Source organism: Priestia sp. ST2 (assembly GCF_055810735.1).
On the sequence record NZ_JBVVNT010000004.1, the window covers coordinates 525,394 to 539,815 of the forward strand.

Here is a 14,422-nt window from a genome sequence, read left to right on the forward strand (position 1 = left end):
CAAGCGGTTCAGTTCCTCTATCTCGTTTGTTCATCTTTAGCTGGAATTAATTTCGCTATGTCTCAATTTCTTTTATTATTTATACACGTCAGGTTCATAGAGATGGACTTTAAGATCAAGCTTTCCATCCGAAGAAACGAGTATTCCTTCCGCTTCGAGTGAAAGTTTTTGAACAACGTACATTTCTTCGTCTTTAAACCCAATTTCTCCTTTAGAATTAATGACTCTGTGCCAGGGGAGATTATGTTTCTTACTCATCGAATGCAGGACTCGTACAACCTGCCTTGCACCTCGCGGACTACCAGCCAGGCGGGCGATTTGTCCGTATGTCATTACTTTCCCAGATGGTATTTGTTTAATAAGTGCTACTGCTCGTTCTGTAAAACTCAAGTCGCTCCTCCTTTCGTTTCTTCTTTAGTACAACATTACCATATTAAATAAACAGTGAAGGAATCACTCGATTTTTCTTCAGCAACATTATAAGATAATAATAAGAAGTACGCTCATCATTGTTCAACATACTCCAAACAAATGCTTACTGATTATTTCCTATTCTTCAACTAACAAATCTTTGTGCGAGTGGCAGCTTATACCTCATTTATGACACTGTGATTATAAAAACGTTACAGAAACCAACACAGCAAGGTACGTAGAAGCGTTACATGATAAGATAAACAGTAGATACTAGTACAATTTCAAATTGATGCTGACGAATAAGTAATCATTTAAAAAGTGGTGAGAAAATGACAAAATGGCTTAGTGTAAAAGAATTATCTGAAGAAACGAGTATTCCTACTTCAACCATCAGAAGATATATAGATAAATTCCAATATTTCTTTATACAAAAAGAGGATCATCGACCAAAACAATATGAAGCTGCGGCTGCGACCGTTTTACTGAAAATTAAGCAGCTTTATGATGAGGGCTGTCAAGCAGAAGAAATCCATGAAGCGCTGCAAAAAGAATTCTCTTTGACTACAAGCGAGGATCAAGCTGCCGTGTCTCTAGAAGAAGCCGAAGACAAAGAGGACACAAAGAACACAGCAGAAGCAGCTGACCAGCCCGAGGCCGACGACCAGCAGCCGACACCTCCCGAACAGCCGGTACAGCCTTCACCCCAACAAGAGCCTGATACAAAACAAATTCTTCAGGAAAAAGATAAGCAGCTCATTCAATCTTTGCGTAAAAGCTTGCGTGAACAGCAGGCCATTTCAGAATTAGTAGAAGCTTCAAAAGAAAGCAGCGTAGTAGGTAAAAAGAGATCGATTTTAAAACGATTATTCCAACGAAAAAAGGACTAAGTTTGTAAACAAATCTAGGCTAAGAAACACCTTTATTTGTGGTCATTAAATTTATGTAAAACAAAGTTTCTAAACTGTTTAACAGCCGGTGATAGATATCTTCCTTCAATCCATGCTAGTCCAATTACTCGGTGGCAGTTGGCTTTAGCTAATGGGATTTTCACTATTTTACTTTGATCGATTCCGTGTAAATCTGGAAGGATAGAAATTCCTAAGCCGGCTCCTACAAGTCCCGCTACGGTATCAGCTTCCTCTCCTTCAAACATGATGTGAGGCTTTACCCCTGTCTCTTCAAATAACTGCTCAAACGTAAGACGAAGAGAAAAACCTTCTTTTAAGTGAATAAATGATTCTTCAGCAATTTCTTCTAGTGGGATACTTTCACGATCAGCATACTGATGATTTTTCGGTACGATCACAAACAGCTCTTCATTCCAAAGATGCTGCCACTTAATGACCGATTTCTCTTCCATAGGCGCAATCAAACAAAGATCCAGTTCACCGAGCTGCAGCTGCTCAAGAAGAACGTGAGAAGGACTTTGCCTCAGCTGAAAATTCACCTTAGGATATAAGCTGCGAAACGACGCGATTAAATCTGGAATCAAATCTGTGCTGAGCGTATGTAAAAACCCAAGTGACACCTGCCCTTTTTCAGGATCTAGCAGCGCTTGAATTTCCTCTTGTCCTTTATCAAATTCTTTCATTATGTTATCTACACGCTTTAAAAAAACTTTGCCATATTGGTTTAATTGAATGGAACGTCCTTGCCGGTCAAATAGAGGCGCTCCTACTTCTTCTTCAAAACGAGCAATTGAACGACTGAGCGCAGGCTGCGTAATTAACAGTTCTTCTGCTGCTCGCGTCATATGCTGCGTACGTGCTAGCGTTTGAAAATATTTAAACTGCTGCCACTCCACTCCGTACCATCTCCTTATCAAACCATTCTATTCATTACACAGATGTATGAAAAATATGATTATAATGAATTATACATTATAAATAGAGGGTGTTACTATAAAAAATGGAAACATACTCGAGAATGTTTTTAGTTCATCTTGACGATTGCTGTATACGGCACTTATTAAAATTTTATACTCATCATTTTCTAGCAGAAAGAAGGATTTGGTATGAAACGTAAGGAAAGTTATTAAAAAGCTAACTAAGATATCATAGTAACTACACATCAAAAAGACCTTTCTCTCACCATAAAAGAAAGGTCTTTTTTGAGAATCTAACACACATTTTTTCTTGTATGTACCTCTTAAAGTAAACTTTTTAAAGTTTAACCCGTTCTACTAACTGCAGCAACTCATCATTAGGTCCGTGAAATAAAATCATACGGCCGCCTTCAAGCGTTGGCTGAGGCTCAGATGATAAAAATTCAATTCCTTTGCTCTTATAATGTTGAATCGCCTTATTTATATCCTCTACCGTAAAGGCAAGGTGGTTAACAATCCCGCTTTTGTTATACTCGCCAATCGGATCAATATCTCGAATGAGCTCAATTTCCATACCCGGCTGTTCTTCAAGATACAAAAAAGCCATCTCTCTTTTCTCGTTAGATCCTTGAAGGCGAACTTTAAAGCCAAACATATCTCCGTAGTAGTGAATCGTCTCATCCATATTTCCAACAATAATTGCTGTATGCTCCATTTTTTTAATCATGAATATTCTCTCTTTCCCCGTATTTAGTAAGTACAAGTAAACTATAGCGCAATTTAGACAATATGTATTTCCATATACCTTGAATTCTCATACTATAGTTAGGAAAATTCAAGCACTCTATCAATGAATCGGCTATGATTTGAAAAATAACAAATAAAAAAACAAACCTCATTGGTTTGTTTTGGTTACGTATTTTATAATCAGTCTCTGTTTCAACAACGTTCGATAAGCCATGTTTTGTACCTTTGTACTGCAAACGATTTTACTCTCGTACTCAGGCGGTAATCATCTATCTACGATTACACATGTAACCGTCCGTCTCTCCGTTTGATTCCTTAGAGACAGTTCCCCTACCATTGTTTGGGTTTCTCGCTCGTGGGGTTTACCGCGTTCCACCTTTGCTGTTTCCAGCAAAGCTTCGTCACTGTGGCACTTTCAGGGATACTCGACCATATCCGAAGACTTAGGTGGTTTTTCCCGCCGTCAGCTAAGCTATAAGCCAAGCTGCCCTAGCTTATTTTTTCACTAGGCACGAACACTACGGACATCTCAGCACCGTGCGAGCATGGACTTTCCTCTACATCAAATGATGCAGCGATTACCTGAACGTTATTTCAGATCGTGTATGAGTAGTATATGCGTTTTAGCTTGCCGAATCAAATGTAACTTTTGGTATGGATTCCATTTCAATTTTTGCAGCAAATTAAATAAAATAACCTCTTTCTGTACAATCTTTTTAGTAGATGACTCACCAGCAAGCCAAGAAATATTCTCTTCATCCATTTCTACGGGGGATACTTTGTTTCTTTGTAGAATATTTTATACACTACATAAAAAGGTAACAGAGGTGATGAAAAATGAACGCTGATTTAAAATTTGATTTTCATACCCATCACGACCGATGCGGACATGCTCGCGGAACGATTCGAGATTATATAGAGGCATCTATTGATAAAGGCCTTGATATCATTGGGATTTCGGATCATTCTCCTTATTTTGCGAGCGAAGAAGACCAGCCGCATCCTCACATTGCGATGGGAAAAAGCGCATTCTCCGGATATGTAGCTGAGATTTTGAAACTAAAAGAAGACTATAAAGAAAAAATTGAAGTGCTGTTAGGCGTAGAGTCTGATTTCTTTCCCGAGCATGCGGAGATATATCGTAGCTACTATGAAAAATATCCGTTTGACTACATAATCGGCTCTGTCCATCAAGTTGAGGAAGTCAGCATCTTTCATAAAACGCGCTGGGAAGGCCTTTCTCAGCAAGAAAAGCAGCGCACGAAAGAAACGTATTATCAATTGATCGAAGAATCTGCCCGGAGCAGAATGTTTCAGATTCTTGGACATATTGATGCCATGAAAGGATTCTATCCTTCTTTTTCTTCTATTCAGACAGCTGTTATTGATCAAACGCTAAAAGTGATTTCAGCACATGACATTGCCATAGAAGTGAATACATCAGGCAAAACCAAAGACTGCGGAGGCTGGTATCCTGCAGATGATATTTTGGAAAGAGCCCTGCACTACGGGGTACGCATTACCTTTGGTTCCGATGCCCATGACCCGGAGCGCATTGGCGACGACTTTGAACTAGTAAAAAAGCGCCTTAAAGAAATCGGCTTTAAGGATTGGGTCTTTTTTAGACAGAAAAAAATGCAGGTAGCTTCTTTGTAAAACGGTAAACTTAAATAGACTGTAAATACAAATATGCCTGAAGACACGCAGATGAAGGAACATCGCGTGTTTTCAGGCATGTGTTTTTTACTGAGAAACTTTGACTTTTGTAGTTGAAGATAAATCTTCTCCATTTGTCTGGATCACTTGCTTATACCAGTAAAAAGAATCTTTTTTAGATCGTTCAAGCGTACCATTTCCTTCATCATCTTGATCTACGTAAATAAAGCCGTATCGTTTTGACATTTCGTTTGTTGATACACTGATTAAATCAATAGGTCCCCACGCGGTATAACCCATTAAGTCTACACCATCTTTGACCGCTTCTTTCATCTGTTCAATATGCTGTCTTAAGTAATCTACACGATACGGATCATGAATTGAGCCATCTTCTTCTACTTTGTCATGAGCTCCTAACCCATTTTCAACGATAAACAGCGGTTTGCCGTAGCGGTTATGAAAATCTTGTAACGTATAGCGCAGTCCTTTCGGATCGATTTGCCATCCCCAATCAGACGTTTGAAGATGAGGGTTTTTTACACTTCCTGCAATCATATTTCCTAGGACATTTTCTTCTTCACTTTGAGTTGTGACAGAAAGAGACATATAGTAGCTAAATGAAATAAAGTCAACGGGATATTGTTTGATAATCTCGTCATCCCCTACTTCTTTTACGATTTGAATGTTGTTTTCTTTAAAGTAACGTTCCATTACCTTTGGATATTCTCCGCGAACTTGAACATCTGTAAAAAATAAGTTCAAGTCATTTTTATGCTGAGCTAGTAAAATATCATCCGGATGATTCGTCACAGGATACGTTGTCATACGCGCAAGCATACATCCTACTTTTACATCAGGAATAATCTCGTGAGCTAACTTAGTGGCAAGTGCACTCGCAACAAACTGATGATGCGCCCCTTGATACGCAATTTGCTCCGCTGACTGATTTGGAACATTTTCAACTAAAATACCGCCGCCTGTATAAGGGCTATGCGTAATCACATTGATTTCGTTAAACGTGAGCCAATATTTGACTTTGTTTTTATAGCGTGTAAATACCGTTTCCGCGTAGCGTGTATAAAAGCCAATTAGCTTGCGGCTGTACCAGCCGTTGTATTTACGGGTAAGCTCAAGCGGCGTTTCATAATGCGAAAGGGTCACTAGCGGCTCAATTCCGTACTTTAACATTTCATCAAATAGGTTATCGTAAAATTGCAACCCTGCTTCGTTTGGATTCACATCATCTCCATTTGGAAAAATTCTCGCCCAGTTGATCGAAATGCGAAGCGTTTTAAACCCCATTTCTGCGAACAGTGCGATATCTTCTTTATAGCGATGATAAAAGTCGATGGCCGTACGCTTTGGAAAACGATCGTTTACTTTGTTGTTAAGCACATCTTCAATATAATCTGCTTTTACATCCATTGAATAACCAGTTCGCTCGTCTTTTGGGACAAATCGAATCATATCTGCAGTAGACAGCCCTTTTCCATCAACGTCATAAGCTCCTTCAATTTGATTAGCAGCTGTTGCTCCTCCCCATAAAAATCCCTTTTTAAATACAGTATCATTTGTTAACATAGTCCCCACGTCCTTTTCTCATATTTTTATTAAAAATAGCATTTATTTCACTACAGAAAGTAGCTGTTCCCCTTCAAAAATTGGACCTATTTCATTGACAGACAGCACATCTAAATACTCCGTTGTGTTTGTGATGATAACCATCGTAACAGTTTCAAATCCAGCTTCTGCAATCGCATGTCGGTCAAATTCAATGAGCGGCTGCCCTGCATTTACATAATCTTTTTCTTTTACAAGTGCTTTAAAATGCTCTCCTTTTAAAGAAACGGTATCAATTCCAATATGAATTAAAATTTCGGCTCCGTCCTCTCCTTTAATGCCAATTGCGTGTTGAGAATCAGGCAGCACCATAATCGTTCCAGCGATAGGCGAGACTACGCGGTTTTCACTAGGTTTAATCGCAATTCCTTTGCCCATAATTTCTTGAGCAAATGTTGGATCTGACACTTGATGCAGCGGTACAAGTTCACCGTGCAACGGAGAGAATACGCTTTTTGTTTTACCACTTTTTTTCTCCTCTACTGCTAGAGAAACATTTTGCAGTGGTGCTTCTTCTTTGACAGGATGTTCTTCAAGTTTTATTGTATTTTTTTCTGGTTCTTCTGAAGCAATATCTTTAAACCCAAGAGTAAGGACCAAGACGGCTGGTAAAATAACGGCCCCTGCCAGCAGCGCCACAGCGACAATCAAATTGCCTGCTGCTCCGCTTGGATCTGCAAACGTAGGAATAGCAAAGATTCCGACTAATCCTCCTAATGTAAATGCTTTAAACCCATACCACCCGGCAAAGCCACCGAGCAGTGCACTAGAGGCAATAGCGTAATAAAAAGGCTTTTTCAACTTCATGTTTACTCCGTACATGGCAGGCTCTGTAATTCCGATAACAGCTGAAATAGCTGATGAAAACGCAACTTGTTTTAAATCTTTATTTTTTGTCTTCAATGCTACTCCAAAAGCCGCTCCTCCTTGAGCAAGGTTGCTGATATACATCATCGGCATCAAAACATTGTCAAACCCATACACTTTTAGGTTTTGTATCGCAATTGGACCTATTGCATAGTGCATACCTGTCATAATAATAAGAGGCATAAGCCCTGCCAGTAAAAGCCCTGCCAGCGGACCCGCTGTTTCAAACATCCATGAGAATATACTTGCTAATCCGTCTCCCATATACGTTCCAAGCGGACCGATTAACCATAGCGTAATAGGTGCAGCGATTAGAAGTGCAAACAGTGGTGAAAACATGACCGTAACGGTAGCCGGCATCCATGAACGAACAAATTTGTATATATATTTCAATAAAAGTACACCTAAAATAATCGGTATTACACTAGACGTGTAGTTCACGACTGGAATGGATATAAAATCGATTCCAAATAACGTGAATTCTTTTATTTTCGTAATGCCTCTCGCTGCATCTACAAAGGTCGGATACAGCATGGCAGCTGCTAAAGCAAGGGCTAAGTATTCATTTGTTTTAAACTTGCGAGCTGCTGAAACGGCTAAGAAAAATGGCAGAAAGTAAAAGACTCCGTCCCCAATTGCATTCAGCACTGCGTACGTATCACTTTCTATGCTCAGCCATCCTAGCGTAGCAAATAAAGCGATAAAAGCTTTTAGCATACCCGCACCAATAAGAGCTGGTAAGATAGGAGTGAAAATTCCTGAAATACTATCCATTAGAAGTGAAACAACGCCTTGTTTTTGGCTGCTTTTCTCCTCGGTAGCTCTTCCACTGCCCAGCAATGGTTCAACTTCTTCAAAAACTTCAGCAACTCTGTTTCCAATAATGACTTGAAACTGATCCCCGGAAAATTGAGCGCCCATCACTCCTTTTATTTGCTTAATTTCCTCCACCTGCACCTTATTCTTGTTATGAAGATTAAAGCGAAGTCTTGTCACGCAGTGCCAAGCCTGGTTAACATTTTGTGCTCCACCGATTTTATCTACTACTTGTTTAGCCGTTTCTTTATATGAAGTCATTTATATCCCTCCTTTTTTCAATAAAAAAACCCAAACAGATCACCGCATGTTTGTAACATGCAAATGTCTGCTTGGGTAATGCCTGATCGAGTCAGTAACAATCCTCCAAAGAAGAACAATTATTCAGTTTCTACTAGATTCGTCACTCGCCAAATGTGTAGCGTTAAGTAAAGCTTTTCATCTGAAGTTAAAGACCAACCATGCTGTTTATGAAGTAAATTAGCCACTTTTTCAACAGCTTTATATGCTTTTTCATACTTTGTTTTTACAACATCCAGCAGCGTAGCATCAACTTCCGGAGAAACATGTGGGTTCTGATCCAGCTGACGTAAAACAAAAAATCGTAGATGCGTGACAAAGCGAGAATAGTTCATGGATTCTTCGTCAAGTTTGAGCTGAAAATGATATTGAACAACATCGATAATTCGATTAATCACTTCAGTCATCTTCATCGTTTCTTCCACTTTTGCTTGTACATTCTGTGCGTTTACAAAATGATAGGTGAGAAACGTTTCTTCACTTTTAGGAAGCAGCACATCAAGCCGGTCATACACTAGTCGAATCGCGTTAACCGCAGCATTATACTCTTTCGGATAAAGCTTCTTGACTTCCCAGCGGCTTGGCTGCGCGTATTCAAGGCCATTATGGCTTCGCTCAATCGCAAAATTCAAGTGATCCGCAAGAGTCAAGTGAATATTGGTGCGAAAAGGCTCACCTATTTCTTTTTCTGCTTGCTTGATTAACTCTACAGAAACCTCGAGAATTTCTGGTTTGATGCTCTCTAGAATTTGAGCCAGCGGTCTACGAATATTGGACGACTCCGCCACAAACTTTCGTCGAATGACAGCCTTATCAACTGGATCACCTTTTTTCTTTTGGAAACCGACGCCTGTTCCCATGATGACCCATTCTACATTAGAGGAGTCTTTGACCAATGCTACGTTATTATTAAATACTTTAACAAATTTCATAGATGCTTCCCCCACATCAGAACAAACGTAAAAATCCCATCTTAAAAACACATGAACACATCACGTATTTTTAACACAGGTAATGCCTGATCGAATCAGTAACAATCCAGTTTTAAGTTATTACTGAAATTATATTCTACTATGAAAGCGATGTCAATATATAAAATACTGAATTTTTAATAATTTACTAGTGAAAGAGAAATAATTCTTATAGACTATCCATCTACTTCCTTCGCTGCTACTAAATCCCTAATAAAACATCCACATTTTATTTCAACTGTGCTACATTTAACTAAAAATGCTTTCTTAATGAGGGATACAATTGTGAATTTAGATTTAACCGCTTATATAACGCTTATCTGTACGTCTGGTGTTCTTAATTTATACTTGTGTTTTTACGTATTTATTAAGCGTCACCACTACAGCAATATTGCGCATTTATTTATTCTTCATACAGGTTTCACCGCTATTTATTGTATGGGTGCGGCCTTTAGCTTACTATCCGTTAACCTTGAGGAAATGAAATTTTGGACCGTTATTCAATACGTGGGCATGCCTTTTTCACCTCCTGCAGGACTGCTGTTTGTTATGCAGTATGTCGGCATAAAGGTAAGGAAAAAACATATTTTTGCGCTTTTTGTCATTCCTTTTATTAGTTTGATCATGGTCGCAACAAATGACTGGCATCACCTTCATTACCGAGTGTTTGAAATTGACCCAGTTTTGGGTGCTCCTTACATTCATCAAGAAATTGGACCATGGTACACGATTCACGGCATGTTCATCTTTTCGTCTATGTTCGTTGCTTTTTTGCTTGCCGTTTACCGCTGGAAAGAAACAGCCAAAGCTTACCGCCTGCAGTTAATTGCATTAATGGTCGGGCAATTAGTTCCTATTGTCACAGCTTTTGTCTATTTAATGGGCTTTACGCCGCAGGGGATTGATCCAGTTCCGATGGTTTTATGGGTTTCTTCTTTTTTATATTTATGGTCCATTAACTCATCGCGTATGTTTACAGTCATGCCCGTTGCGAAAGATGCGATATTTAACAGCATCAATGACGGTGTTATCGTGCTTGATGAAGCTTACAGATTAATTGAATTTAACTTAGCGTCGAAGAACATGTTTCCGCAGCTGAAAAAAGCGATGTTTGGAAAACGGTTTGCTGATATTTGGTTCACTCTATCGGGCAGTTCATTTCCTTTTACATTCGAAAATAAAAACAGCAGTCAAGAGCTGCAGCTTTTTTCTGGGGATCAATCTCAGTATACGTATCAAGTTCGCACCTCTCCTTTGCAGTATGCTAACAACAGTCACGGCTTGCTGCTTATTTTTACAGATATCACAGAGCTAAAAAGACTTCAGCTAAAGCTTGAAAATCAAGCTTATTACGATGAGCTGACGCAAATTTATAATCGCAGAGCATTTTTTCAACACAGCAAGCAAGCATTCGATGAAGCAAAAAAGTCTGCATCTTCTTTTACGCTTCTTTTACTTGATATTGATTATTTTAAAAAAGTGAACGATACGTATGGTCATTATACCGGCGATCAGGTGCTTGTACATGTCGTAAAAGCCTGCCAGTCCGTATTACCGCAAGGAGCCCTTTTTGCTCGGTACGGCGGTGAAGAATTTGTACTCGCGCTAAAGGGCTATACTATATCCGAAGGCGAAACGCTTGCCAACCAAATTCGCCGTCACGTCGAGACTCAGCCCTTACTGATTAATGAAAAAACCATTTCTGTTACGCTGAGTCTTGGAGTAGCACAAGCGAAAAAACAAGAAAATGAAACGTTAGATGAGCTGTTGAATAAAGCAGATATCGCCCTGTACGCTGCCAAACAACATGGCCGCAACCAAGTACGTATATATAAAGAGATAAAAGAAACCCTAAAAAGAACCTAAACAGCACTGTTTCGGTTCTTTTTGCTTTTGATTACTATTCTTTCATTTATCAAGTGAAAGTGGTAAAAGACTTGATTTTATCTATGTATTTGCAACTAGAGCATCCTATAAACTATATGTAGATCAAAAAAAGGAGAGATACAGATGAAGATTACACATATTCGTAACGCTACTCTAATTGTTGAATACGGAGGAAAAACGTTTTTAATTGATCCTATGTTAGCAGAAAAAGGTACGTACCCTCCTTTCCCAAATTCGATCAGACAAGATCAAAACAACCCTTTAGTGAACTTACCGATATCCGTTGAAGAAATTATTGCTGATGTAGATGCGGTTATTGTCACTCACCTCCATTTAGACCATTTTGACGATGCCGCTAAACAGGCGTTGCCAAACAATATCAAAATGTTCGTTCAAAATGAAGAAGATGCCGCAGCAGTAAAAGAAGCTGGTTTTAAAAATGTAGAAGTACTTACGCAAAACACGGTTTTTGAAGGCGTTGAATTAATCAAAACAAAAGGCGAGCACGGAAGAGGAGAAATTTTAAAGCGTACTGGTTTAGTATGCGGTGTTGTTTTTAAATATAAGAATGAAAAAACGCTTTATATAGCTGGAGATACGGTATGGTATTCCGCTGTTGGAGAAGAAATCAACACATATCAACCTGATGTCATTGTCGTAAACGGCGGAGATAATCAATTTTCAGAAGGCGGTTCTCTTGTGATGGGGAAAGAAGATATTTACGAAGTTTTTAAAGCGGCCCCTCGTGCTACGATTATTTCTGTCCATATGGAAGCTGTAAATCACTGGACGCTATCAAGAGAAGAATTAAAAGGCTTTATCAAAGAAAAAGACATGACATCTCACGTCTTTGTTCCAGATGATGGCGAGTTTTATACTTTTTAAGAGAAAAGCTGAGATAAAAGTATTCTAGTTGAATGTAAATCCGAACGAGGAATCAAGATTCTTGATGGAGAATCAACTCCGTTCGGATTTTTTCATCGGTATGGTGAACGTAGGTTTCATGTATATGGGTACTTCTAGCGGTTGATTGGAGAGCAAGGCGAAGACTCCTGCGGGAAAAGCGGAACAGGTGAGACCCCGCAGGAGCGTAAGTGACAAGGAGGCTCAGCGGCCGCCGGCGGAAAGCGAAGCCTTGCACGGAAATCAACCGCGGTATTATAAGCGGTTCAGCTCATTTATTCCATTGGTTCATCTTTGGGTTAGATTCATGTAGTTATGTCCCAGCCTCTTTTAATAGTCGTTTCATTTATCAAGTAGTAGTCGTAGTAGCAACCGCTGAAGTGCTCGCAATAACCGCTAGCATAGCGGCTTGCTGGGCTTGAATAATCGTTTCAATCGTTGTATAGATACCTGTTTCGACCAGTCTAGAATCCTTTAGCTTTTCACTGATAACCAGATTAACCGCCAGCATAACATTGATGTCTTTCTGCCACTTGAAAAGTTTGTCTGTATTTAACTGTTTCACCACGTCATAAATAATTTCAATTTCAGCTTCCGGTTTTTCAAACAGTGCTAATAAGCCAAGAACCGGGTAATGCATTGCTTTTACTTTCATACCTGCCGATTCACAGATTTCTTTTACTGCCAGGCATCTTTCAATAAGTGTATCCCCATGTAAGTTTTTATCGATTGCGAGAATATGACTTAAAAATTGAAGGTCATTCCCTCTTTTAAATCCATGCTGCCCCAATGTGGTATAGAAGTGTTCAATTTCATGCATCAAATCATCAACAGACTCGCTCGTTTCAGCTAATAAAACGGCAAGAGGTACATCACCATTTGATGTAAGGAAGAGATGCTTTTTTTTCATGCCTTGATAAATTTCTACTGACCTTCGAACCATTTCTTTATGGCTTCGACTTGACTCATTCGACAGCATAGCGGAAGCCGCGATATACGTAAATGCGCCTCTAGTAAACCCGCCCTGTACCAATTGATCATATACATCCAGAAATTCATAAAACGTTTCTTTTGGATTCTCATAGCGGGTATCCAGCATGGCTGCAATCGTAAACCGCTGCGATGATTTTAATGTAGAAAACATTCTTACTTGATTTTTAATATAGTCACTTAACTCAATATAAGGCTGAAGCTGAAGCGATTTGCCTTTCACTGCATACATAGAAGCGATAGCCATAAACTGCTTCGGATCTGCCACTTTCCATTTGAGTTCATTTTTTAAGCTGATATAAAAACCTCTATACTGATCTACTTTTTGTTGAATCGTTTCCGGTAGCATATCAACACGTCCTTTATTCGTCGTTAGCTTATATACGTAACACTTCAATAAAAGTTTCAATATTTGGTAAATACGCCGTACATTTATGACAATACGAAAAAGACCCCGGAATATTCCGAGGTCTTTTTCATTCAGTTCTACCTATTAACCTCTTCCCGCTTGGAAAGAAGGATATTTTGTCATACCGCCATCAGCAAATAGTGTAATACCTGTTACGTAGCTTGCTTGTGACGATGCTAAGAATGCTGCAACTGATGCAATTTCTTCCGGATTGCCGATGTAGCCCATTGGAATCATGCTTTCTACGTCTGCACGCTGTTCCGGATCTGCGAATTTTTCAGCGTTGATTGGCGTATCGATCGCGCCTGGTCCAATGTTATTTACGCGGATACCTTTTGGCGCATATTCAAGAGCCAATGTTTCCGTCATTAGCTTCATACCGCCTTTACTTGCTGCATAGTGAACAAATAGTGGCCAAGGAATCATTTCGTGAACGCTGGACATGTTAATAACGTTTCCTTTAATGTCATTTTCAACAAAATATTTAATCGCTTCGCGGCTTCCTAAAAACGCGCCTGTTAAGTTTGTATCGATTACTTGATTCCAGTTTTCTAATGATAATTCATGTGAAGGAACCGGGTTTTCAACACCAGCATTATTAACCATAACGTCTAATGTGCCAAACTCTTTAACAGCTGTCTCTACAAGGTTCACAACGTCTTCTTCTTTTGTTACGTCGCCTCGAACAATAATTGCTTGACCGCCAGCTTGTTCAATTTCTTTTTTTACTTCTAGCGCTTCATCTTCATTGCTGCGGTAGTTTACAACCACTTTTGACTGCTCTTGACCAAAACGAACGGCCATTGCGCGCCCCAATCCTTTTGATCCGCCTGTTACAACTACTACTTTATCTTTTAAATCTGTATACATCTTGAAGTCCTCCTACTTTTCCTGCGTGATATGTCTTGTTATACTGTACTAATCACAAATACAGTTTAGGTTTTAAAAAGAGAATAAACATTTCTCTATCTCTTCTTTCTCAAACTGTCATTCATTTAAAAAGTAACAAATTCACTT

12 protein-coding genes and 1 other RNA gene are annotated in these 14,422 nt (G+C 39.2%); 4 read left to right on the forward strand and 9 right to left on the reverse strand.

Annotation, left to right across the window (positions count from 1 at the left end):
* Positions 1 to 75: 75 nt before the first annotated feature.
* Positions 76 to 390, reverse strand: a complete 315-nt coding sequence (locus tag AC0KUU_RS20120) for an MGMT family protein (protein WP_043981312.1) — start codon at positions 388 to 390, stop codon at positions 76 to 78.
* A gap of 353 nt (positions 391 to 743) precedes the next feature.
* Here AC0KUU_RS20120 and AC0KUU_RS20125 point away from each other — a divergent pair, with 353 nt between their 5' ends.
* Positions 744 to 1,301 (forward strand): MerR family transcriptional regulator, encoded by a 558-nt coding sequence (locus AC0KUU_RS20125; protein WP_043981311.1) that lies wholly within the window; start codon positions 744 to 746, stop codon positions 1,299 to 1,301.
* A 32-nt stretch (positions 1,302 to 1,333) separates the two neighbouring features.
* On the opposite strand, the gene AC0KUU_RS20130 is transcribed toward AC0KUU_RS20125, so the two are convergent.
* The 3 genes from AC0KUU_RS20130 to rnpB form a co-directional block, all read right to left on the reverse strand.
* Positions 1,334 to 2,218 (reverse strand): LysR family transcriptional regulator, encoded by an 885-nt coding sequence (locus AC0KUU_RS20130; protein ID WP_043981310.1) that lies wholly within the window; start codon positions 2,216 to 2,218, stop codon positions 1,334 to 1,336.
* 358 nt (positions 2,219 to 2,576) lie between these two features.
* Positions 2,577 to 2,966: a VOC family protein gene (locus tag AC0KUU_RS20135; RefSeq protein ID WP_043981309.1), complete on the reverse strand. Its 390-nt coding sequence runs from the start codon at positions 2,964 to 2,966 to the stop codon at positions 2,577 to 2,579.
* Positions 2,967 to 3,187: 221 nt separating this feature from the next.
* Positions 3,188 to 3,576: RNase P RNA component class B (gene rnpB / locus AC0KUU_RS20140), an RNA gene on the reverse strand.
* 247 nt (positions 3,577 to 3,823) lie between these two features.
* On the opposite strand from rnpB, the gene AC0KUU_RS20145 reads away from it, so the two are divergent.
* Positions 3,824 to 4,642, forward strand: a complete 819-nt coding sequence (locus tag AC0KUU_RS20145) for a histidinol-phosphatase (RefSeq protein ID WP_043981307.1) — start codon at positions 3,824 to 3,826, stop codon at positions 4,640 to 4,642.
* 87 nt (positions 4,643 to 4,729) lie between these two features.
* Here the strand turns inward: AC0KUU_RS20145 and AC0KUU_RS20150 are convergent, their stop codons facing one another.
* From AC0KUU_RS20150 to AC0KUU_RS20160, 3 genes are all read right to left on the reverse strand, one after another.
* Complete coding sequence (locus AC0KUU_RS20150; protein ID WP_097822852.1) at positions 4,730 to 6,223, reverse strand: glycoside hydrolase family 1 protein; 1,494 nt, start codon at positions 6,221 to 6,223, stop codon at positions 4,730 to 4,732.
* A gap of 42 nt (positions 6,224 to 6,265) precedes the next feature.
* Positions 6,266 to 8,206: a beta-glucoside-specific PTS transporter subunit IIABC gene (locus AC0KUU_RS20155; RefSeq protein ID WP_322552282.1), complete on the reverse strand. Its 1,941-nt coding sequence runs from the start codon at positions 8,204 to 8,206 to the stop codon at positions 6,266 to 6,268.
* 119 nt (positions 8,207 to 8,325) lie between these two features.
* Positions 8,326 to 9,177 (reverse strand): PRD domain-containing protein, encoded by an 852-nt coding sequence (locus AC0KUU_RS20160; RefSeq protein WP_025750947.1) that lies wholly within the window; start codon positions 9,175 to 9,177, stop codon positions 8,326 to 8,328.
* Between the two features lie 324 nt (positions 9,178 to 9,501).
* On the opposite strand from AC0KUU_RS20160, the gene AC0KUU_RS20165 reads away from it, so the two are divergent.
* Both AC0KUU_RS20165 and AC0KUU_RS20170 read left to right on the forward strand, forming a co-directional pair.
* On the forward strand, positions 9,502 to 11,082 hold the full coding sequence (locus AC0KUU_RS20165; RefSeq protein WP_043981304.1) for a histidine kinase N-terminal 7TM domain-containing diguanylate cyclase: 1,581 nt from the start codon (positions 9,502 to 9,504) through the stop codon (positions 11,080 to 11,082).
* Between the two features lie 144 nt (positions 11,083 to 11,226).
* Positions 11,227 to 11,988, forward strand: a complete 762-nt coding sequence (locus AC0KUU_RS20170; RefSeq protein WP_043981303.1) for an MBL fold metallo-hydrolase — start codon at positions 11,227 to 11,229, stop codon at positions 11,986 to 11,988.
* A 367-nt stretch (positions 11,989 to 12,355) separates the two neighbouring features.
* On the opposite strand, the gene AC0KUU_RS20175 is transcribed toward AC0KUU_RS20170, so the two are convergent.
* A complete protein-coding gene (locus AC0KUU_RS20175; protein WP_043981302.1) occupies positions 12,356 to 13,345 on the reverse strand; it encodes a DUF4003 family protein in 990 nt (329 codons plus the stop codon).
* 144 nt (positions 13,346 to 13,489) lie between these two features.
* Complete coding sequence (gdh, locus tag AC0KUU_RS20180; RefSeq protein ID WP_025750943.1) at positions 13,490 to 14,275, reverse strand: glucose 1-dehydrogenase; 786 nt, start codon at positions 14,273 to 14,275, stop codon at positions 13,490 to 13,492.
* Positions 14,276 to 14,422: the final 147 nt, after the last annotated feature.